Consider the following 18,529-nt stretch of genomic DNA (forward strand, 5'->3'; position numbering starts at 1 on the left):
AACGCATATGCCAGACTTGGGGTCAGAAAGTGGCTCGTTACAGAGTTTACAACGCTTGGGGAACAATAAATTTATGGTGTTTGTCAGCACATTCTGATAGTTTGATATATACTTAGTTGCGTAAAAAACAGTTACTTTGGTCCGACCTGAATTAAACACTTCATTACTATGAGTGAGCAAGCAACCGAAAAGAAGAAAAGCAACAAGGGGCTCGTTGCCCTTGTAATCATCCTACTATTGGTAATCGCCGGAATGGGATATCTCTTGTTTGACAAGGAAGCCACTATCGAGGACCAAAGTACGGAGCTCGCATCCATTGAAGCCGATCTCAAGTCATCACTTGAGTCGATTTCTATGTTAGAATCGTCTAACGACAGTATGGATGCCTATATCGTAAACCGTGAAGCATACCTCGAGGCACTTCTCGACAGTGTTCAGGATGCAAAGAATGCGACCGATGCGCAATTGGCTCGCTGGAAGAACAATACCTATAGCTTGCGCCGCCAAGTGGCTGAACTTGAAGGTAAGGTTGACTCTATCGAGAAGGCCTATGAAGCGCTTTCAATTGAGAATGCTGAAACGAAGGTGAACCTCGCTCAGCAAATTGAGGATAACGATGACCTTCGTCAGAGCAATCAAGAATTGAGCGACGATGTGGTTGCTGGATCGCGCCTGCAACTTACAGCCATCAATGCCGGTGCGTACAAGGTGTCTAGCGGGGGCGAAGAGGATGAAACCGATCGTGCTCGTCGTGCCGAAAGAGTAAAAGGGTGCATCACTATTGGTGCCAATGCCATCGCAGAGAAAGGCGAGCGTGAGGTAATCATGCGTGTCATCACTCCAGAGAAGAAAGTGCTAACGGCTGCTCAAGATTCAACCGGACAAGGCAGCAACCAGTTTAGTGTAAACGGCAACAACTTATTCTTTACCGCAAAGAAGACCGTTTGGTACGAGAATGAGAACACCAACGTGTGCTTGACTTTCGACTTCGAAGACTTTGCCGAAGGCACATACATGGTTGAGATTTACATTGATGGAGCCCTCACGCAAGAGGCTCGCTTTGTGCTCGACTAATCGAATAAGATTCAGAATAGAAACTCCGATGCAGAGATGTGTCGGAGTTTTTTGTTTTAAAGCACCAGGTAATTAACAATCCATAGTTGAGTACTTCTTGAACGCGTTCCAGAATCAAATAGGGCGCTATGTACCTTCGTTATTGGGTATTAAACACCTGATAATGATGAAAGCTAAAATTTGGATATCCGGTGCAGCCATTGCGCTTACACTTACCGGATGTGTATCGTCAAAGGTTCACCAAGAACTTCAAAGCAAGTACGACGAACTTGCAGCTGAACACGATAACCTTCTCGCAGAGAATGAAGAGTGCGATGCAAGCCTCACAGAAGCTAAAGCCATGCTGGAGCGCTGTATTGAAGATCGAGATCAACTCGTTTCAGATACAATTGCTCAGAATAGAACGGTTCGTAGGCTACGTGGCAACTACGATGACCTCAATAAGAACTACCAGTTCCTTCTAGAAAACAACAATACAATGTTGGCCGAAAACGCTCGTGAAAACCGAGAGTTGCTCGATCGTATGGAGGACCTTCAGCAACGTTTGGAAGGCAAGGAAGACAGCTTGCGCATTGAGCAGGATCGTCTCGCTGCACTAAGCGTTCAACTTCAATCCAGAGAGAAACGTGTGAACGAATTGGAGAGCGTGATTGCACGTCAAGATAGCATCGTTCAGTACGTTCAACAGAAGGTGTCTGACGCGCTTCTTGGTTTTGAAGGAAAGGGCCTTACGGTAGAAATGAAGAACGGTCAGGTCTACGTTTCACTTGAGAACCGTCTCCTCTTTGCTTCTGGTTCTTGGACCGTCGAACAAGAGGGTAAAAACGCGCTTACGGAACTCGCTAAGGTATTAGCAGAGAATCCAGATATCAAGATTATGGTTGAAGGTCATACCGATGACGACGCTTACCGCGGAAGTGGTCAAGTACGCGACAACTGGGATCTATCCGTTATGCGCGCTACAAGTGTTGTAAAGATTCTTCAACAGAACCAGGGTATTGATCCACAAAGAATTACAGCTGCAGGTAGAGGAGAACACCTGCCAGTGGCAGACAATGATAGCGCCGAAGGCAAGGCGAAGAACCGCCGAATTGAGGTCATTCTAACCCCAGATTTGGGTGAGCTAGTTGACCTCATTGGTTCGATGCGATAATTCCTGATTTACTTTGTCTGAGGTCCCGTTGGCATTTTGTCAGCGGGACTTTTTATTTTTGGGGTATGCGCACACTTTTTACCACACTCTTTGTCCTTATTCTTTCAACATTTGCATCAGCTCAGTTCGTGCTTGGTGAGATCAATGAAGATTGGTTCGAAAGCCCTTATCAAAGCGGAGGACTTTTTGCCTATTTGGATAGTACGCTGGAAGGACATGGTGGATTGAAAGTACTTCAGCGCAGAGAGTATACCGTGGATCGAGGAGAATCGCCATGTATTATCGGGAAGTCTTACGCCGGTGGCATTTATGTGAAGGAAGACCAGGGATGCGTTGAAGAGTCTGGTTCCAACACCTGGGTTTATCTCCCATCTGAAACAGATATCGATGAACTGAAGGCCTGGGTGGAAGCCTGGAATAAGCTGTACGTTGGCGAAGAGCATGGCACATACTCTTGGCGAGGGGATAATTTTGGTCCGCCAGATGGTGAAGCTGGTTGTTATTATTCCATCCAGAAAGATCAGTACGGCCGGATTGTTCTTGAGCTTTACTGCGGTTGTTAGAATCTATAGGCCAAGCCTGTGTGAAAGCCAAGTTTCATGAGGACTCCTGCTTCAACATGAATACCGAAATTGTCGCTTACCCAGTATCTGATTCCTCCCTGTAGGCTAGGGGCATAACGTGAATAACCTTTCTCTGGGAAGGTGTATAGCCCTAGACCGAAACCTATGAATGGGTCCCAAGAAGAAAGTGGGTGCCAAGCTTGTACTGGTCTGGCGTCAAATCTTAACATATATCCGTTCACTGGGGTGTTTGAGAAAGTGGTTATCCCCGTGTTCAGATCCGTGAATACAGATCCTGTCTTCGTTCGGAAATATTCGAAGCCCAGTGAGAACCATTCGTAATGTTTAAAGGATGCTTCTACCCTTCCAGAATAGGCGTTGTATTGATCATCATTACCTATACTCGCGGTTACCCAGATTCTCGTTTTACGGCCAGCTTCAACTTCTGGAGTGTGAATCCGTTTTTTTGATCTAGGTAGATGAATTCCTAGTCCGAGGTTGAATTCATAGATGTAGGAGTCGTATCGTGTTCCGTAACGTTGGAATACCCCGCTTGATTCGAAAACTGTTTTTGCATTCGCAAAGGCTGTGAAGATTCCGAAATTGTACTGATAGCCAAGTCCAAGTCCAGCACCTACCCCATGGTATTGGTTTTTCCCATAACTGATGATGGGTTCAAAGTAGAAACCGCGACCAAAACCCGACTCGCTTCTAAGGTCATTGAAGAAGTAGGGGAAGCTCACTTGAACATAGGGAATGAAGTATCCCGGTTCGCCATCTCCAAAAGTAACCTTGTAATCCAGCTTTTCTGTCAACCTACCTTGAACATGAAAATTCACAAAATTGATGGGGTATACAATTGAATTGGGTAAGCGGTAATCTTCAAGATTAGAAAAACCATCTGTCGATACAGAGTATCCAAAAAAGGATTGTGCAGTGGAACTAAACGAGAGTGTTATTCCCAGTAGAATGGGGAGCGTCCATTTGGTCATGAGTGAGAGTTTTGCCTCTCAAAGAAACAAAAAAACCCCGCCATTTCTGACGGGGTTCGTGAGTCTGATTCTATTCCTTATTCCACAGTTACCGATTTCGCTAGGTTGCGAGGTTGGTCAACGTTACATCCTCTCATTACCGCAATGTGGTAGGAGAGAAGTTGCAGTGGAATAGTAGTGAGCAATGGTGAGAAAGCTTCGCTACTGTCAGGAATTTCAAGAGTAAAGTCAGCCATCTTGGCAATCTCTTCATCACCTTCGCTTACGATGGCGATGATTTTACCGTTGCGGGCTTTAACCTCTTGAATATTGGAAACGATCTTGTCGTACTGTCCGTTTTTCGGTGCGATCACGAAAACAGGCATGTTCTCATCGATGAGTGCAATTGGGCCGTGCTTCATTTCAGCAGCTGGATATCCTTCTGCATGGATATAGCTGATTTCCTTGAGCTTTAAGGCGCCTTCTAATGCCACAGGGAAGTTGTATCCACGTCCGAGGTACAAGCAGTTCTGCGCATCTTTATACTTCTCTGAAATAGCGCGTACTTGCTTGTCAGATTTTAGCATGTACTCAATCTTAGAAGGAATGCTGTAAAGCTCTTCCAAGAGTTGGTGATAGCGCGTTTCGTTAAGTGTGCCTTTCAACTTGGCCAACTGAATACTCAAAAGCGCTAGTACTGTAACCTGAGCGGTAAATGCTTTGGTTGAAGCAACACCAATTTCTGGACCGGCGTGGGTGTAGGCCCCTGCGTGTGTTTCGCGAGCGATAGAGCTTCCCACCACGTTGCAAACACCGAAAATCAATGCGCCAGCTTGCTTGGCTAGTTTGATAGCGGCAAGCGTGTCGGCAGTTTCACCAGATTGAGAAATGGCGATAACCACATCTTTGTCGGTGATAACCGGGTTTCTATATCTGAATTCTGAAGCGTATTCAACTTCTACTGGTATGCGGGCGAGGTCTTCGAAGAGGTACTCTCCCACCAATCCTGCGTGCCATGAAGTACCACAGCCTACGATGATGATGCGATCTGCATTCAAGAAGCGGTCTTTGTACTCGAACAAACCGCCCATTTTAATCATGTTCTGGTCTGGAAGAAGTCTTCCTCGGAAAGTGTCAAAGATTGCCTTTGGTTGCTCGTAGATCTCTTTCAACATGAAATGCTCATAGCCGCCCTTTTCAATCGAGGCAAGGTCGAGCTGAAGTTGTTGAATGTATGGGGCGATATCCTTGTTGTCGATAATGGTGCGAACCTTCAATCCTTTTTCAAGATTGACAGTAGCCATTTCGCCATCCTCTAGGTAAACGACCTTTTTGGTGTATTCAAGAAATGGGGTTGCGTCGGAAGCGACAAAATATTCTTGATCCCCAAGGCCGATAACCAGTGGGCTACCCATCTTAGCGGTTACAATTTCAGATGGATTGTCGAGTTCGAAAACGCAAATCGCGTAGGCGCCCACCACTTGATTCAAAGCGATGCGAACAGCGTCTTCAAGGCTTACGTTGTCTTGTGATTTTACATCTTCGATGAGGTTGACTAGAACCTCTGTATCGGTATCGCTGTAAAACTTAAAACCACGATCAATAAGGGCTTCTTTCAGAGCTGAATAGTTCTCAATGATGCCGTTGTGGATAAGGGCGATTTCACCGTTGTTAGAAACGTGAGGGTGAGAATTGTTATCACTAGGTGGTCCGTGGGTGGCCCAACGAGTGTGTCCAATACCGAGGTGACCGCTTTGGTTTTTACCCTCTGCTTCTCCTTCGAGGTCGCTTACTTTTCCTTTTTTCTTGTAGAGATGGAGGTTACCATCGTCTAGAAGGGCAACTCCGGCGCTGTCGTATCCGCGATACTCGAGACGTTGGAGCCCTTTTATGAGAATTGGATAAGCGTCCTTAGGGCCGATATATCCTACAATTCCACACATAGGTTAGGGTTTATTGCGTTCGTGTATAGTACAATTTGAGTTGCGCTCTCTCAAGCGTGCTCAAGTTACCATTAATTACCGCTCTAGTTTGGTCTGGTACGGCAATTTCTGGCAAGATTAGAAAACGGACGGTTGTATCCTTGTTCTCTAGATATCGTTGCATTTGTCGGGTGATCACAAAGCGATAAGTGTGATCACGAAGCTCGCCTGTAGTTAGGCCTCCACCTACGGCGCTCGGTCCTTCGGTGAAATAGTCGTGAATAATTCTACGCCCTGCAGTGTCGTCGCGCACGATTTGAAGACGGTTTGGCAACCTGTAGCCGTTAGCCGACCCCTCTTGAACTGGAAGTTCAATTTCAGCTCTGTTCATCAACCAGCCGGAGTCTTGATACTCACGAATGTTTGGGATGTCCAGAGCAGCACAAACACCACCCAAACCTTGAATGTATACTGCATCTTCTCCATTGATGGAGTCTTGAGTTTCAAGGTCGAAAATTGCGGTTGAATAATCGCGCTGGAAGGTGTTGACGAATTCGCCACTAGAGGTGATGCGTAGATCGTAGAAGGATGTATCGCCATCGTCGTTTCGGAAATACATGCGAAGCTTGGTGTCGGTCGAAGGCATCAATAAGCCGATGATGGCCTCAGCATTTGCGTCGCTAGAAAGGCTAATACCATAGAATTGGTTGATGAAGCTTTCGGCTGATTCGAATGCGCCAGTGCCTTCAAGCGGGAAGATTACATCGTTTGCAAAGCTCTGGTTGATAGGCACTTTCATGAATGGACGTGCGACCGTGGTGTGTTCGTAGAGCACTTTTTTACGCGGACGAACATCCATCAATAAGTTTCCAATCTCCTGGTCTGTGGCAAATACACGGTTGCTGTAATAGTTGCTATCCGGATCCATAAAATCGCGGAGTGTATTCACGAATACCTGCATTTGCGCCGTGGTATCGCCGTACCAAGCAGACTCTTGCAAGGTATAAGGGATGAAGAGAAAGGCGCTGTCGCAAACGGGGTTGCTTCCAAAAGAAGGAACTCCAGAAGGTACGAGGTGAGAAACCACAACAGCATCGGTTCTGCCGAATACGGGGTCGTTATAACCACCGAACATACCTACCCCGGTTTCGGGGCTATTTGATCTTACGGAATCGTAAGATGTTGAATACATTACGATAGGAGTAGATTCGAGGACGCCGTAGTTTACGCGGTCGTCATCTACGTATGGTAGACCGAGGTCGCCGTCTGATCTATCGCATGCTACAAAAACAACTAAAGCCATTGAAACAATGGCCTTAGTAGATATCTTAGAGAGTGTGTGTTTCATTAAGTTGCCAAATTAGGCGGTCACATCTTCGGCGACAACATTCGCATAGAATTCTTTGAATGCCGCCTTGTCAATTTCTGCTGTCGACTCGAATATCGGAAGACCTTTTTCTTCAGCAAAAGAAATGAGTTCTTCTGGAACTTCAGCGTGAGCTTTAACTACTGCATCGCAGTACTCCATTGCTCCTTTGTGAAGGTTTTCGAAAGTCGGATCGTCGAAGTGACCAGTCTCCTTAACGCCGTCGAACTTCATACCTGCGCTGAGGTTTGGTCCAAGTTGACCGTCAAATGTTTTGTTATACAGCGAGTAAACGATCTTGGCTTCAGAAAAGTGTGGATCGTCGGAGTTGAATTCCTTCAAATACATTGGAACGGCAGAGCACATCCAACCGTGAACGTGAATGATGTCTGGCTTCCATCCGAGTTTACGAACGGTTTCGATTACACTTTTGGCGAAGAACAGGGAACGTTCGTCGTTGTCTTTGTGCATCTTTTTCTTGTCATCTACCAAAGTAGACTTGCGCTTGAAGTACTCTTCGTTGTCGATGAAGTAAACTTGCATGCGTGCCTGAGGCACTGAGGCCACCTTGATGATGAGAGGTTGGTCCATATCGTTGATTACGATATTCATCCCGCTCAAACGAATCACTTCGTGAAGCTGGTGTCTACGCTCGTTGATCACCCCAAAACGCGGCATAAACACGCGAACTTCGTGTCCCGCCTCATTCATTTTCTTGGGCAATTCCAAGCTGTTTTTTGAAATTGGGGTTTCAGGGAGATATGGACGAATTTCCTGAGAAATGTAGAGTATACGCTTTGATTCCATCTGCAAAAGGCCTTTTCACTAAAAAACTAGTAGCCCGCAAAGGTACGATTTTTAAGGAGATTTATCAAGCTAAACCTTAGCTTTGCCGCACTTTAGCACCATTTTGATGCAAATTTTTAGAGAGAAAGAAGCACTGCAAAACCATCTGTCTTCCATTCGTGGAAAGGTAGGGTTCGTGCCAACCATGGGGGCGCTTCATCAAGGGCACCTTCAACTTGTCCGCGAAGCCAAGCGCAATGCGGATTACGTGGTGGCTAGCGTGTTCGTGAATCCAACGCAATTCAACAATTCTGACGACCTCAAGAATTATCCTCGAGATGAAGAAGGGGATCGTCGAAAATTGGAGTCCGCCGGTTGCCATGCAGTTTGGTTTCCCACAGAAGCCGAAATGTATCCAAATGGAACTAAATCGGAACATTTTGAGTTGGGCCGACTCGAAGAAGTGATGGAAGGTGAATTCCGCCCAGGTCACTTTCAAGGTGTCGCCACTATCGTCGACGAATTGTTTAAGTCTGTAAAACCCGATTGCGCGATTTTCGGTGAGAAGGACTTCCAGCAAGTTGCCGTGATACGAAGAATGGCCAGCCTTAAGAACCATCATATTGAGATTATCGCCGCCCCTACAATCAGAGAGCCGGACGGTCTCGCCATGTCTAGCCGAAATCTCCTTCTGAAACAAAACTATCGCGATGCCGCACCTGTTATTCATAGAATGATGACGTGGGCTAGCGAGAACAAACACAATCATACTCCGGCAGAATTGACGGAAAGGGTGATAAAAGAGATCAACGCTGCCGGTCTAGAAGTTGAATACGTCCGAATAGCTGATTCAAATTCCCTTGAAATAGTGCACGATTGGAACGAATCCAATGCACCAAGAGTATTTGTTGCAGCCTTCGCAGGAAGCGTTCGATTAATAGACAATTTGTCTTTGAATTGACTATTTTTGCGCCATGTTTATTGAAGTTGTCAAGAGCAAAATTCACCGCGTAAAAGTTACCGGCGCCGACCTCAACTATGTAGGAAGTATTACGGTAGACGAAGATCTCATGGATGCATCGAACATTCGTGAAGGTGAAAAGGTATCGATCGTGAACGTGAACAACGGCGAGCGTCTAGATACCTATGTTATCAAAGGGCAAAGAGGCTCAGGTGAAATCACGCTCAATGGGCCAGCGGCTCGACGAGTTCAAGCGGGTGATATCATTATTATCATCGCTTACGGAATGATGACGCCTGAGGAGGCGGATATTTTCAAACCTTCCATTATCTTTCCGAACGAAGAGAATAACTCCCTCTCTTAATATCTAGCTTGAACGATCTCCTCAAAAATATCCTTAAGTACACCATATTCATCGGCCTAGCTGTTGGATTGCTTTACCTCGCATTTAGGGAAACAGATCCGGTTCAGCTGTGGGAAGATCTTTCACATGCCCATTATGGCTGGGTTCTCGCCTCCATGATTATGGGGTACGCCGCTATCATCAGTCGCGGTATCCGATGGAAGTTACTCTTAGAACCTCTAGGGTATCACCCTAAAACCTGGAATAGTATTCATGCGGTTTCAGTCCTTTATTTCGTGAATCTCGCCATTCCTCGAGCTGGTGAAGTTGCCCGCTGTACCTCGTTAAATCAAGTGGAAGATATACCCGTAAATAAGCTGTTCGGGACCGTTCTTCTAGAACGTACAATCGACTTCGTCTTCTTGATCCTCGTATTTATTGTTTCTCTTATCCTCAACTTCGGTTATATCGAGGAGCTGTTTAACCTGACCTCCTCTAATTCAAATGGAGAAGGCGGGTCGTCGATGTTGCTTTACATCACAATAGGTACGCTTGTCGGTTTTGTAGCCGTGTATTTTGTCTTTAGAAGACGCATTCAAGCGCTTCCAATTTTTGCCAAGATTCGCGATTTCTGGACCGGCCTCAAAGAAGGATTCCGTTCTGTTACCAAAATGAAACGTCAAGGCGCCTTTTGGGCACACAGCGTTTTTATTTGGGTGAACTATTTCTTTATGGTTTATGTCTGCTTCTTCGCTATAGAAGAAACGGCACATCTAACTATCGCCGATGGGTTCTTCGTAATGGTTGCCGCAAGTTTGGGAATCGTTATTCCTGTTCCTGGCGGCATAGGCGCATATCATTATCTGGTAAGCATGGCGCTTGTGGTTCTTGGTCTAACTAAGGACGTCGGACTTGCTTTTGCAACGATTGTACACAGCGGACAAACACTAATGTTGTTTGGAACTGGCGCAATGGCCATGTTCATTTTGTACCTTGAGCGTCGTCGTAAGAAAACGACCTGATTCACATTTACATCGGCATGGCCAAAGTCAAAAAAGCCTGGTTCTGTCAGAACTGTGGCGCCCAACATAGTCAATGGATGGGGCAGTGTTCTCGCTGTCACGAATGGAACACTCTCGTCGAGGAAGTCCTCAATAAACCGGACAAACGCTCGGTCACTCGTTCTGCTCAACCCGAAAGAAAGAGTCCAACGCCCATTCGATCCATCGAGTACGATACCACCAAAAGGACGAGTACGTGTGATGCGGAGCTCGATAGAGTACTAGGTGGCGGAATCGTTCCCGGTTCCCTGATTCTTCTTGGTGGCGAGCCAGGAATCGGGAAATCTACATTGATGCTTCAAGTTGCACTCAGGCTAAAGACTTCTGTGCTTTATGTTTCCGGTGAGGAATCCGATCACCAGGTTCGCATGCGCGCCGAGCGGATTGGAATTGAGAATGAAGATTGCCTAGTTCTTACGGAAACCAGAACACAAAACATCTTCCAGCATGCGGAGACGCTCAACCCTGGATTGGTGGTTGTCGACTCAATTCAAACGCTAAGCACGGAGCATCTTGAAGCTTCTCCTGGTAGTGTGTCGCAAATCCGAGAATGCGCAGCAGAGTTTCTTCAGTTTGCGAAAACCACAGGAATTCCTGTGATTCTAATCGGTCATATTACAAAGGAAGGTTCTTTGGCTGGACCAAAAGTTCTGGAACACATGGTCGATGTTGTCCTGCAGTTTGAAGGTGACCGTCACCATATATATCGTCTACTTCGCGGACAAAAGAACCGTTTCGGGTCTACGTCTGAGCTGGGGATTTATGAGATGAGAGGCGAGGGGCTTCGAGAAGTTCCGAACCCATCAGAGGTGCTTCTTTCAGGCAATGCCGAACAACTTTCGGGGACCGCTATTGCCGTTATGGTAGAAGGTGTTCGTCCGATGCTCGTTGAAATCCAGGCCCTAGTAAGCACGGCAGTATATGGCACTCCGCAACGATCTTCCACTGGATTTGATGTCCGACGATTGAATATGCTGCTTGCTGTTTTAGAAAAGCGATGTGGCTTTCGTCTTGGGGCAAAAGATGTATTCTTAAACGTCACCGGCGGAATAAAGGTGGATGACCCAGCGATTGACTTGGCTGTGGTTGCTGCAATTCTGTCAAGTGATCAAGACATGCCGATTGGACAGGGCGTTTGTTTTGCAGGCGAGGTTGGATTGGCAGGAGAAATTCGTCCGGCAAATAGAATCGACCACCGTGTGAATGAAGCTGCGAAGCTAGGATTCGATCAGGCCTTTGTTTCCAAAGCTGTGAAGCTAGAAAAGACGCCACATGGTATTGATGTGATGAAGGTGGCTAAGGTTGAGGACTTGGTGCGGGGGCTGTTTGGGTGATTCAGCCGTTGTACTGATTCATCGTAATCTGTGGTCCCGCTAGTGCGAAGCTCTTGATGGCTTCGGCAGCCTTTTCAATTCTTGGAACGAGGACTTTCCACTCCTCATCGGTCCATTTACCAAGCACGAAATCTACTTGCTGACCTTTAGAAAAGTTATTGCTGATGCCGAATCGCAGGCGGGGATAGTCGGCTCTTCCGAGCAACTGTTGGATGCTCTTGAGGCCATTGTGACCTCCGTCGGATCCTTTCATTTTGATTCGAATCGCACCGAGGGGTAGGGCGAGTTCATCTACTACGACGAGGATGTTCTCGAGGGGAACTTTTTCCTGTTCCATCCAGTAGCGCACGGCTTTACCGCTTAGGTTCATGTACGTGTTGGGCTTTACGAGAATGAGCTCTCTGCCTTTCACACGAACACGAGCTACGTCGGCATAGCGTTCGGAGGAAAAAGAAGAGGTGTCGGACGCGATTGCATCCAACACCTCGAAACCTATGTTGTGGCGGGTGCGATGGTATTCGGCACCCGGATTACCCAAACCGAAGATCAAGAACTTCTTCAAAGCTGATCTCCTTTAGGGTTGATTTATTCTGCAGAAGCCTCTTCAGCAGCTGCTTCTGGAGCAGCCTCGCCTTCAGCGCCTTCTTCACCTTCTTCTTCTTCATCTTCAACCGCGTTACGAGCAGTTTTGATGGTTACGATTACGGCGTTCTCAGCGTTCAGGATGCTGTACTTGCTGTCAGATGCTACGGCAGACACGCGGATAGACTGTCCGATACGAAGGTCGGTTATGTCTAGCTCGATGCTTGCTGGAATATCTTGTGGCAAAGCCTTTACGCGTAGGTAACGCATGAAGTGCTTGAGCTTACCACCGTTACGCACACCACGAGCGTTACCGTTAAGGCGAACTGGAGTGCTAACAGTTACTGGTTTGCCGTCAACCAACTCGATGAAATCGATGTGAGTGATTGCGTCTGTGATTGGATCGAACTGAATGTCTTGCATTACAGCTTCAACCTTCTTGCCGTCCAATTCGATTTCTGCGATGTGTACTGAAGATGTGTACACGAGGTCGCGGAAGCTCAACGTTGGAGCTGAGAAGTGGATGGTTTGTTCTCCACCGTAAACTACGCAAGGAACTTGGCCTTCACGACGAAGGTTCTTTGCGAATTTTGTTCCTAGATCGGTGCGAACCGTACCTTTGATAGCGACTGAGTCCATTACTACTATCTATTAAGATTCCCTGATTACATTACAAAGTGTCCACTGATCGATTCGTGGTGGTGCACCTTCTTCATCACTGCTGCGAAAAGTGGTGCCACGCTGATCACGCGGATTTTATCGCTCTTCTTCTGTTGTGGAAGAGTATCGGTGATCACCAACTCATCCAATGCAGAATTTTCTACTCTTTCGATGGCGTTTCCAGAGAGAACACCGTGCGTACAGTATGCACGAACGCTCTTCGCTCCTTTGTCCATCAACATATCAGCAGCCTTAGTTAAAGTACCTGCTGTATCTACCATATCATCTAGCAAAACAACGTTGCGACCTTGAACGTCACCGATAACCGTCATCTTGTCAATTACATTCGCCTTCTTGCGCTGCTTGTAGCAGATTACCACTTCAGCTCCAAGTTGGTTTCCGTAAGCATTCGCACGTTTCGAACCACCCATGTCAGGCGATGCGATCGTCAAGTTGTCTAGGTTCAAGGCCTCGATATCCGGAAGGAAAAGGCTGCTAGAGAACAAGTGATCTACCGGAACTTCGAAGAAGCCCTGGATTTGATCGGCGTGCAAGTCCATAGTCATGATACGCGTCGCGCCCGCAGCTTGAAGAAGATTTGCCATCAACTTTGCGCCAATCGGAACACGCGGCTTGTCTTTACGATCTTGGCGAGCCAAACCGAAGTAAGGTATCACCGCCGTAATGTGCTTTGCAGAGGCGCGCTTTGCAGCGTCGCACAGTTGCAAAAGCTCGAGCATGTTATCTGCAGGTGGGTTGGTAGACTGAACGATGAATACTCGTCCGCCTCTTACCGTTTCTTCAAACGAAGGCTGAAATTCACCATCGCTGAATTCAGTAATAGCCACTTTTCCGATAGGCTGTCCGTACGCGTCTGCGATACGTTCTGCCAACGCTTGTGTGCTTCGTCCTGCAAAAATCTTAGCCGTAGGTACCATGCTTGTACTTTAATCCTTTGAAACTGTAGTGCTTCGGCACTTGGTCAAAAGGGCTGCAAATGTAATAAACTTTAGTAGAATGACAGGGTGTTGAACAATGAAACAATAAAATTTTTCATCAACTGCTTGGTTCGCGCATTGTCTTTGTTGTAATTTCGCCGCCTCAGTTGAGATGATGGTCCGTATTTGAAACGGATACACACCAGCATCAGACCAATTGGGGATCGAAATTGAGACCGGAGTTCCTGTCGATTTCGATGCAAATATAAGAAGCCCAGGTGGCGGAACTGGTAGACGCGCACGACTCAAACTCGTGTACCACTGGTGTGCGGGTTCGATTCCCGCCCTGGGCACTGCAAAGCCTTCTCATTTTCGAGGAGGCTTTTTTGTTTCCCTTCCTTTTTATCTTTGTAAGGGTGATGAATTTCAACCGTTTCATCAGCTGAACCAAAATGCTACCTTTGGTTCCTTGTGCTTGAGCTGACAATTTCAATTTCCTAGTAACACTTTCGTGACTCCAAAGCAGCGTAAATACGATTATGCTTATCTGCGAATGGCCAGTGAATGGGCCAAGCTTTCTTATTGTAAGCGCAGACAAGTAGGCAGCCTTCTCGTGAAAGACCGAATGATCATCAGCGATGGTTATAATGGTACTCCATCTGGTTTCGAGAATATTTGCGAAGACGAAGAGGGATATACCAAATGGTATGTGCTTCACGCAGAAGCCAACGCTATTACTAAGGTTGCTTCCTCAAATCACAGTTGCGAAGGGGCAACCCTGTACCTGACAATGTCGCCTTGCAAGGACTGCAGTAAGCTGGTTCACCAAGCAGGGATTAAACGTTTAGTGTACATCGAACGTTACAAGGATACTTCTGGCCTGGAATTTCTCGAAAAAGCAGGCGTAGAAGTTTGTCAGTTGAATCCAGAAGAAGAATGAAAGCAGCACAGATCTACTTGCCTTTGGTCACGGCCGCAACGCTCGTTCTCGGTATGTTTATCGGGTCGAGATACGATTATCCAGCCCGACCAACACGCTTGTTGAGCGAAGAAGAGAAGGAGCAGAAGATTCGACAAATCATCAATTATATCGATTACGAATATGTTGATGATGTAAATACGGATAGCCTACTCGATCTGACGATTCGCGATATGCTACACCGTCTCGATCCGCACAGTTCATACATAGCGGAGCAAGACGTGCAAGCAAACGAAGAGAGCATACAAGGACATTTTGAAGGGATTGGTATCGAATTCCACATGAATCGCGATTCACTTACCGTGGTGCGAGTCGTCGATGGTGGCCCAGCGCAGTCGTCCGGTGTAAAAGCCGGAGATCGAATCGTATCTATCGATGGAGTTTCGGCTATAGGCGATTACAAGGTGACCGCGCCGATTATTGAAACACTTCGCGGACCTTCGGGAAGCGAGGTTGTCGTAGAAGTTGCCCAAAGAGGTGGCAATGCACTCAGGAAGATTCAGATTGAAAGAGGTCCGATACCCATTCGAAGTGTAGATGTAAGCTATCTTGTGAACGACTCTATCGGTCTCATTAAGGTGAATCGTTTCTCAGAAACAACCATGGATGAATTCGAGGTAGCCATCCGCAGTCTCGAACGCAGAGGTATGGATCGCCTAATCCTAGATCTTCGAGATAACCCAGGCGGTCTGCTTCGTATCGCCGAAGAGATGTCTGATGCCTTCCTAAAGAAAGATCAACTTATCGTTTATACTCAGAATAGAGAAGGTGACAAGGATATGACCTTCGCGACCTCGAGAGGAATTTTTGAGAGGGGTGAACTTATTGTGCTCATCAATGAGAATTCGGCATCTGCCGCTGAAATTGTTGCGGGAGCATTGCAGGATAACGACAGGGCGACCATTATCGGGAGACGTTCATTCGGCAAAGGCCTTGTTCAAGAAGAAATGCGCTTGAGCGATGGCTCCAGAATGAGGCTTACCACATCGCGGTATTATACTCCAACAGGGCGTAGCATTCAGAAGCCATACGATAATGGATACGAATCTTATCAGCGCGACTATTATCGACGTGTGGAGAACGGTGAGCTCTTCAAGCCTGATAGCTCTCAATTTGACCCTTCTGACAGATACATAACCAAAGGTGGAAAAGTCGTGTATGGAGGTGGAGGCATAATGCCAGACATTTTTGTGCCGATTGACAGTTCTATTTACACGAATGGCTGGCTTTATCACAAATTCAGCTACAGTAATGTTGATGAGTTTGCGTTTGAGTATGTGGACAGACACCGTGCCGAGTTTGCGGATATGACCGCTGAGGAATATGTGAAGAATTGGGCGGTTAGCAATGGGGTTTACAACGAATTGCTAGCACACTTGGGAGCATCAGAAGTTAAGAACAGAATTGATGCGGTGATGAGGGACTTCATCGAGCAAAGATTGAAGGCGCTCATCGGAAAGAATATCTGGGGACTAGATGGATTCTATCCAGTGGTTTACCAGGACGATCCAACGGTGCGGGCCGCTATGATAAATTGGGGTGCTTGGACGGATACGGTTCCACGTGTAGTTGAGCCTTGATCGGAATCCACCTAAAATAAAAAGCCGCACTAGTTTGATACCAGTGCGGCTTTTGCTTTTTGAAGGAAGCTAATTACATAGCTTCTTCCATAGACTCTTCAGCAGAAGTAGCGAGAGAATCCATCTCTTCACCAGCTTCGTTCATGGCTTCACCTGCATCCTCAGCAGCGTCTTCCATAGCGTCGCCAGCTTCGTCAGCTGCTTCTTCAACAGCGTCTCCAGCTTCTTCCATTGTTTCTTCTACCTGATCAGCAGCTTCTTCAGCGTTTGATTCAGCGTTGTTGCATGCTACCATAGCAACCATTGCAAGTGCAGTAGCAAAAAGGCTAACCTTTTTCATAATCTCGTGTTAGTTAGTGAGTTTAAGCTCAGGAAGGCGCAAAAGTAGAATTATTTACGACCTGTGCAAATCTGTACAGAGGATTCCTACAAAAGAATTACAGTGTTTTCAAGAGGCTTTCCATGCTCACAAGCTCTCTCAATCTTGCCTCTAACGAATCAATCGCTACGCGTTCCTGTTGCATGGAGTCGCGGTGACGAATTGTTACCGTTTGATCTTCAAGGCTATCGTGGTCTACGGTAATGCAGAGCGGAGTTCCGACCGCATCCTGACGACGGTAGCGCTTGCCAATCGCGTCTTTTTCGTCGTATTGTACTTGGAAGTCGAATTTGAGCTTGTTGAAAATCTCACGGGCCATTTCTGGAAGGCCGTCCTTTTTGGTGAGCGGCAAAATGGCAGCCTTCACTGGTGCTAGAGGTAGAGGGAGGCGAAGAACGGTGCGTTGGCTGCCGTCTTCTAGTGTTTCATCCTCATATGCCTTAGAAAGAATAGCGAGGAACATGCGATCCAATCCAATCGATGTTTCTACTACGTACGGAACGTAGTTCTCGTTGATTTCAGGATCGAAGTACTGAAGCTTCTTACCGCTAAATTCTTGATGGCGGTTGAGGTCGAAATCCGTTCTACTGTGAATACCTTCAAGCTCCTTGAAGCCGAATGGGAAGTTGAATTCTATGTCAGCGGCCGCGTTCGCATAGTGTGCGAGCTTATCGTGATCGTGGTAGCGGTGTGACCCCTCTTCGAATCCGAGTGCCTGGTGCCACTTCATGCGGTGTTCTTTCCAGTACTCGTACCATTTCATTTCCTCGCCTGGGCGAACAAAGAATTGCATTTCCATTTGTTCGAACTCTCGCATACGGAAGATGAACTGACGCGCTACGATTTCATTTCTAAAGGCCTTTCCGATTTGTGCGATGCCGAATGGAACTTTCATTCTACCGGTTTTCTGCACGTTGAGGAAATTCACGAAGATGCCTTGGGCGGTCTCTGGACGAAGGTAAAGGTCGTTTGCATCTTCTGCCACAGATCCCATCTTGGTGGCGAACATGAGGTTGAATTGGCGAACCTCTGTCCAGTTCTTGGAACCGGAAACAGGACACGTAATTCCTTCTTCAACGATAACGTTTCGGAGTGCTTCGAGGTCATTCTTTTCGAGCGCGTCCACGAATCGTCCACGGATGTCCTCGATTTGTCCCATGTACTTTTGCACACGAGGGTTGGTTTGACGGAACATCGCTTCGTCGAATGATTCTCCGAAGCGCTTGGCAGCTTTAGTTACCTCTTTATCTGCCTTTTGGCGAATCTTTTCCATGTGATCTTCGATGAGGACGTCAGCGCGGTAGCGCTTTTTACTGTCCTTATTGTCGATCATTGGATCGTTAAACGCATCAACGTGGCCGGATGCTTTCCACACTTCGGGATGCATGAAGATGGCCGAATCGAGACCTACGATATTCTCGTGCAGTTGAACCATGCTTCTCCACCAATACTCTTTGATATTGTTCTTGAGGAGGGCACCATTCTGACCGTAATCATACACGGCGCTGAGGCCGTCATAAATCTCGCTGCTTTGGAATACAAAACCGTATTCTTTGGCGTGACTAATCACGTTTTTGAACTGATCTTCTGGTTGTGCGGCCATCGATATCTTTCGTTAGTGTCGTTTAATTCGGCTGCAAAGTTAATCTTCCTTGGGAAGTGGGGGAGTATTGGGGGGAGAATTAGTGGGGGTGAGGGGAGGGTTAGAGGGTTGGACTCATAGACTAATAGACTTTTGGACTGATAGACTGATGTTCCGACCGAAGGGAGGAATCCCGAGAGGCGCAGCCGATTCGGGAGAGGGTTAGACTTTTGGAGGGTTGGAGGGTTGGAGGGTTGGAGGGTTGGATGGTTGGACCTTTGGAGGGGCAGAAGGT

18 protein-coding genes and 1 tRNA gene are annotated in these 18,529 nt (G+C 47.0%); 10 read left to right on the forward strand and 9 right to left on the reverse strand.

What is annotated here, in order from left to right; all coding sequences use genetic code 11:
• The first annotated feature begins 168 nt into the window (after positions 1-168).
• The 3 genes from F8C67_RS04665 (at position 169) to F8C67_RS04675 (ending at position 2,790) form a co-directional block, all read left to right on the forward strand.
• The gene (locus F8C67_RS04665) at positions 169-1,074 is read left to right on the forward strand and encodes a coiled-coil domain-containing protein (RefSeq protein ID WP_151666648.1); all 906 of its coding nucleotides are present in this window, start codon (positions 169-171) and stop codon (positions 1,072-1,074) included.
• 163 nt (positions 1,075-1,237) lie between these two features.
• Entirely contained in the window at positions 1,238-2,227 is a 990-nt protein-coding gene (locus tag F8C67_RS04670) for an OmpA family protein (RefSeq protein ID WP_223277513.1), read from the forward strand.
• A gap of 65 nt (positions 2,228-2,292) precedes the next feature.
• Positions 2,293-2,790: a hypothetical protein gene (locus F8C67_RS04675; protein WP_151666649.1), complete on the forward strand. Its 498-nt coding sequence runs from the start codon at positions 2,293-2,295 to the stop codon at positions 2,788-2,790.
• On the opposite strand, the gene F8C67_RS04680 is transcribed toward F8C67_RS04675, so the two are convergent.
• The 4 genes from F8C67_RS04680 to F8C67_RS04695 form a co-directional block, all read right to left on the reverse strand.
• Positions 2,787-3,782, reverse strand: a complete 996-nt coding sequence (locus F8C67_RS04680; protein WP_151666650.1) for a hypothetical protein — start codon at positions 3,780-3,782, stop codon at positions 2,787-2,789. The genes F8C67_RS04675 and F8C67_RS04680 overlap by 4 nt on opposite strands.
• 77 nt (positions 3,783-3,859) lie before the next feature.
• Positions 3,860-5,704 (reverse strand): glutamine--fructose-6-phosphate transaminase (isomerizing), encoded by a 1,845-nt coding sequence (gene glmS, locus F8C67_RS04685; protein ID WP_151666651.1) that lies wholly within the window; start codon positions 5,702-5,704, stop codon positions 3,860-3,862.
• Positions 5,705-5,714: 10 nt separating this feature from the next.
• Positions 5,715-7,031: a DUF4270 family protein gene (locus F8C67_RS04690; protein WP_151666652.1), complete on the reverse strand. Its 1,317-nt coding sequence runs from the start codon at positions 7,029-7,031 to the stop codon at positions 5,715-5,717.
• A 12-nt stretch (positions 7,032-7,043) separates the two neighbouring features.
• Positions 7,044-7,856, reverse strand: a complete 813-nt coding sequence (locus tag F8C67_RS04695) for a glycogen/starch synthase (RefSeq protein ID WP_151666653.1) — start codon at positions 7,854-7,856, stop codon at positions 7,044-7,046.
• 106 nt (positions 7,857-7,962) lie between these two features.
• Between F8C67_RS04695 and panC the strand changes: the two genes are divergently transcribed.
• The 4 genes from panC to radA are packed head-to-tail and all read left to right on the forward strand — an operon-like array spanning position 7,963 to position 11,534.
• Positions 7,963-8,796, forward strand: a complete 834-nt coding sequence (gene panC, locus F8C67_RS04700) for a pantoate--beta-alanine ligase (RefSeq protein ID WP_151666654.1) — start codon at positions 7,963-7,965, stop codon at positions 8,794-8,796.
• Between the two features lie 13 nt (positions 8,797-8,809).
• Positions 8,810-9,160 (forward strand): aspartate 1-decarboxylase, encoded by a 351-nt coding sequence (panD, locus tag F8C67_RS04705; protein ID WP_151666655.1) that lies wholly within the window; start codon positions 8,810-8,812, stop codon positions 9,158-9,160.
• Positions 9,161-9,168: 8 nt separating this feature from the next.
• Positions 9,169-10,161: a lysylphosphatidylglycerol synthase transmembrane domain-containing protein gene (locus F8C67_RS04710; RefSeq protein WP_170266368.1), complete on the forward strand. Its 993-nt coding sequence runs from the start codon at positions 9,169-9,171 to the stop codon at positions 10,159-10,161.
• Between the two features lie 17 nt (positions 10,162-10,178).
• Entirely contained in the window at positions 10,179-11,534 is a 1,356-nt protein-coding gene (gene radA, locus F8C67_RS04715) for a DNA repair protein RadA (RefSeq protein ID WP_151666657.1), read from the forward strand.
• 1 nt (position 11,535) lies between these two features.
• On the opposite strand, the gene pth is transcribed toward radA, so the two are convergent.
• From pth to F8C67_RS04730, 3 genes are read right to left on the reverse strand one after another with little or no spacing between them, the layout of a single operon-like run.
• Positions 11,536-12,096 carry an aminoacyl-tRNA hydrolase gene (gene pth, locus F8C67_RS04720; protein ID WP_151666658.1) on the reverse strand — a complete coding sequence of 187 codons (561 nt, stop codon included), beginning with the start codon at positions 12,094-12,096 and terminating at the stop codon, positions 11,536-11,538.
• Between the two features lie 23 nt (positions 12,097-12,119).
• Positions 12,120-12,755 (reverse strand): 50S ribosomal protein L25/general stress protein Ctc, encoded by a 636-nt coding sequence (locus F8C67_RS04725; protein WP_151666659.1) that lies wholly within the window; start codon positions 12,753-12,755, stop codon positions 12,120-12,122.
• A 26-nt stretch (positions 12,756-12,781) separates the two neighbouring features.
• Entirely contained in the window at positions 12,782-13,714 is a 933-nt protein-coding gene (locus F8C67_RS04730) for a ribose-phosphate pyrophosphokinase (RefSeq protein WP_151666660.1), read from the reverse strand.
• Between the two features lie 272 nt (positions 13,715-13,986).
• On the opposite strand from F8C67_RS04730, the gene F8C67_RS04735 reads away from it, so the two are divergent.
• From F8C67_RS04735 to F8C67_RS04745, 3 genes are all read left to right on the forward strand, one after another.
• Positions 13,987-14,067 (forward strand) — tRNA-Leu (locus F8C67_RS04735).
• A gap of 158 nt (positions 14,068-14,225) precedes the next feature.
• Complete coding sequence (locus tag F8C67_RS04740; protein WP_223277514.1) at positions 14,226-14,654, forward strand: deoxycytidylate deaminase; 429 nt, start codon at positions 14,226-14,228, stop codon at positions 14,652-14,654.
• Complete coding sequence (locus F8C67_RS04745; protein WP_151666661.1) at positions 14,651-16,273, forward strand: S41 family peptidase; 1,623 nt, start codon at positions 14,651-14,653, stop codon at positions 16,271-16,273. Before F8C67_RS04740 ends, F8C67_RS04745 begins: the two co-directional genes overlap by 4 nt.
• 73 nt (positions 16,274-16,346) lie before the next feature.
• Here the strand turns inward: F8C67_RS04745 and F8C67_RS04750 are convergent, their stop codons facing one another.
• Both F8C67_RS04750 and F8C67_RS04755 read right to left on the reverse strand, forming a co-directional pair.
• A complete protein-coding gene (locus F8C67_RS04750; protein ID WP_151666662.1) occupies positions 16,347-16,613 on the reverse strand; it encodes a hypothetical protein in 267 nt (88 codons plus the stop codon).
• A gap of 97 nt (positions 16,614-16,710) precedes the next feature.
• Entirely contained in the window at positions 16,711-18,255 is a 1,545-nt protein-coding gene (locus F8C67_RS04755) for a glycine--tRNA ligase (protein ID WP_151666663.1), read from the reverse strand.
• Positions 18,256-18,529 lie beyond the last annotated feature (274 nt).

Origin of the sequence: Phaeocystidibacter luteus (assembly GCF_008933115.1) — a bacterium.
Classification (GTDB): domain Bacteria; phylum Bacteroidota; class Bacteroidia; order Flavobacteriales; family Schleiferiaceae; genus Phaeocystidibacter; species Phaeocystidibacter luteus.

Excerpts from the sequence above, each read along its gene's own strand:
- F8C67_RS04675 (WP_151666649.1), top strand. The coding sequence starts at position 2,293 with ATGCGCACACTTTTTACCACACTCTTTGTCCTTATTCTTTCAACATTT.
- panC (WP_151666654.1), top strand. The coding sequence starts at position 7,963 with ATGCAAATTTTTAGAGAGAAAGAAGCACTGCAAAACCATCTGTCTTCC.
- panD (WP_151666655.1), top strand. The coding sequence starts at position 8,810 with ATGTTTATTGAAGTTGTCAAGAGCAAAATTCACCGCGTAAAAGTTACC.
- F8C67_RS04690 (WP_151666652.1), bottom strand. The coding sequence starts at position 7,031 with ATGAAACACACACTCTCTAAGATATCTACTAAGGCCATTGTTTCAATG.
- F8C67_RS04670 (WP_223277513.1), top strand. The coding sequence starts at position 1,238 with ATGATGAAAGCTAAAATTTGGATATCCGGTGCAGCCATTGCGCTTACA.
- glmS (WP_151666651.1), bottom strand. The coding sequence starts at position 5,704 with ATGTGTGGAATTGTAGGATATATCGGCCCTAAGGACGCTTATCCAATT.
- F8C67_RS04755 (WP_151666663.1), bottom strand. The coding sequence starts at position 18,255 with ATGGCCGCACAACCAGAAGATCAGTTCAAAAACGTGATTAGTCACGCC.
- F8C67_RS04680 (WP_151666650.1), bottom strand. The coding sequence starts at position 3,782 with ATGACCAAATGGACGCTCCCCATTCTACTGGGAATAACACTCTCGTTT.
- F8C67_RS04665 (WP_151666648.1), top strand. The coding sequence starts at position 169 with ATGAGTGAGCAAGCAACCGAAAAGAAGAAAAGCAACAAGGGGCTCGTT.
- F8C67_RS04730 (WP_151666660.1), bottom strand. The coding sequence starts at position 13,714 with ATGGTACCTACGGCTAAGATTTTTGCAGGACGAAGCACACAAGCGTTG.
- F8C67_RS04750 (WP_151666662.1), bottom strand. The coding sequence starts at position 16,613 with ATGAAAAAGGTTAGCCTTTTTGCTACTGCACTTGCAATGGTTGCTATG.
- F8C67_RS04725 (WP_151666659.1), bottom strand. The coding sequence starts at position 12,755 with ATGGACTCAGTCGCTATCAAAGGTACGGTTCGCACCGATCTAGGAACA.
- F8C67_RS04745 (WP_151666661.1), top strand. The coding sequence starts at position 14,651 with ATGAAAGCAGCACAGATCTACTTGCCTTTGGTCACGGCCGCAACGCTC.
- F8C67_RS04695 (WP_151666653.1), bottom strand. The coding sequence starts at position 7,856 with ATGGAATCAAAGCGTATACTCTACATTTCTCAGGAAATTCGTCCATAT.
- radA (WP_151666657.1), top strand. The coding sequence starts at position 10,179 with ATGGCCAAAGTCAAAAAAGCCTGGTTCTGTCAGAACTGTGGCGCCCAA.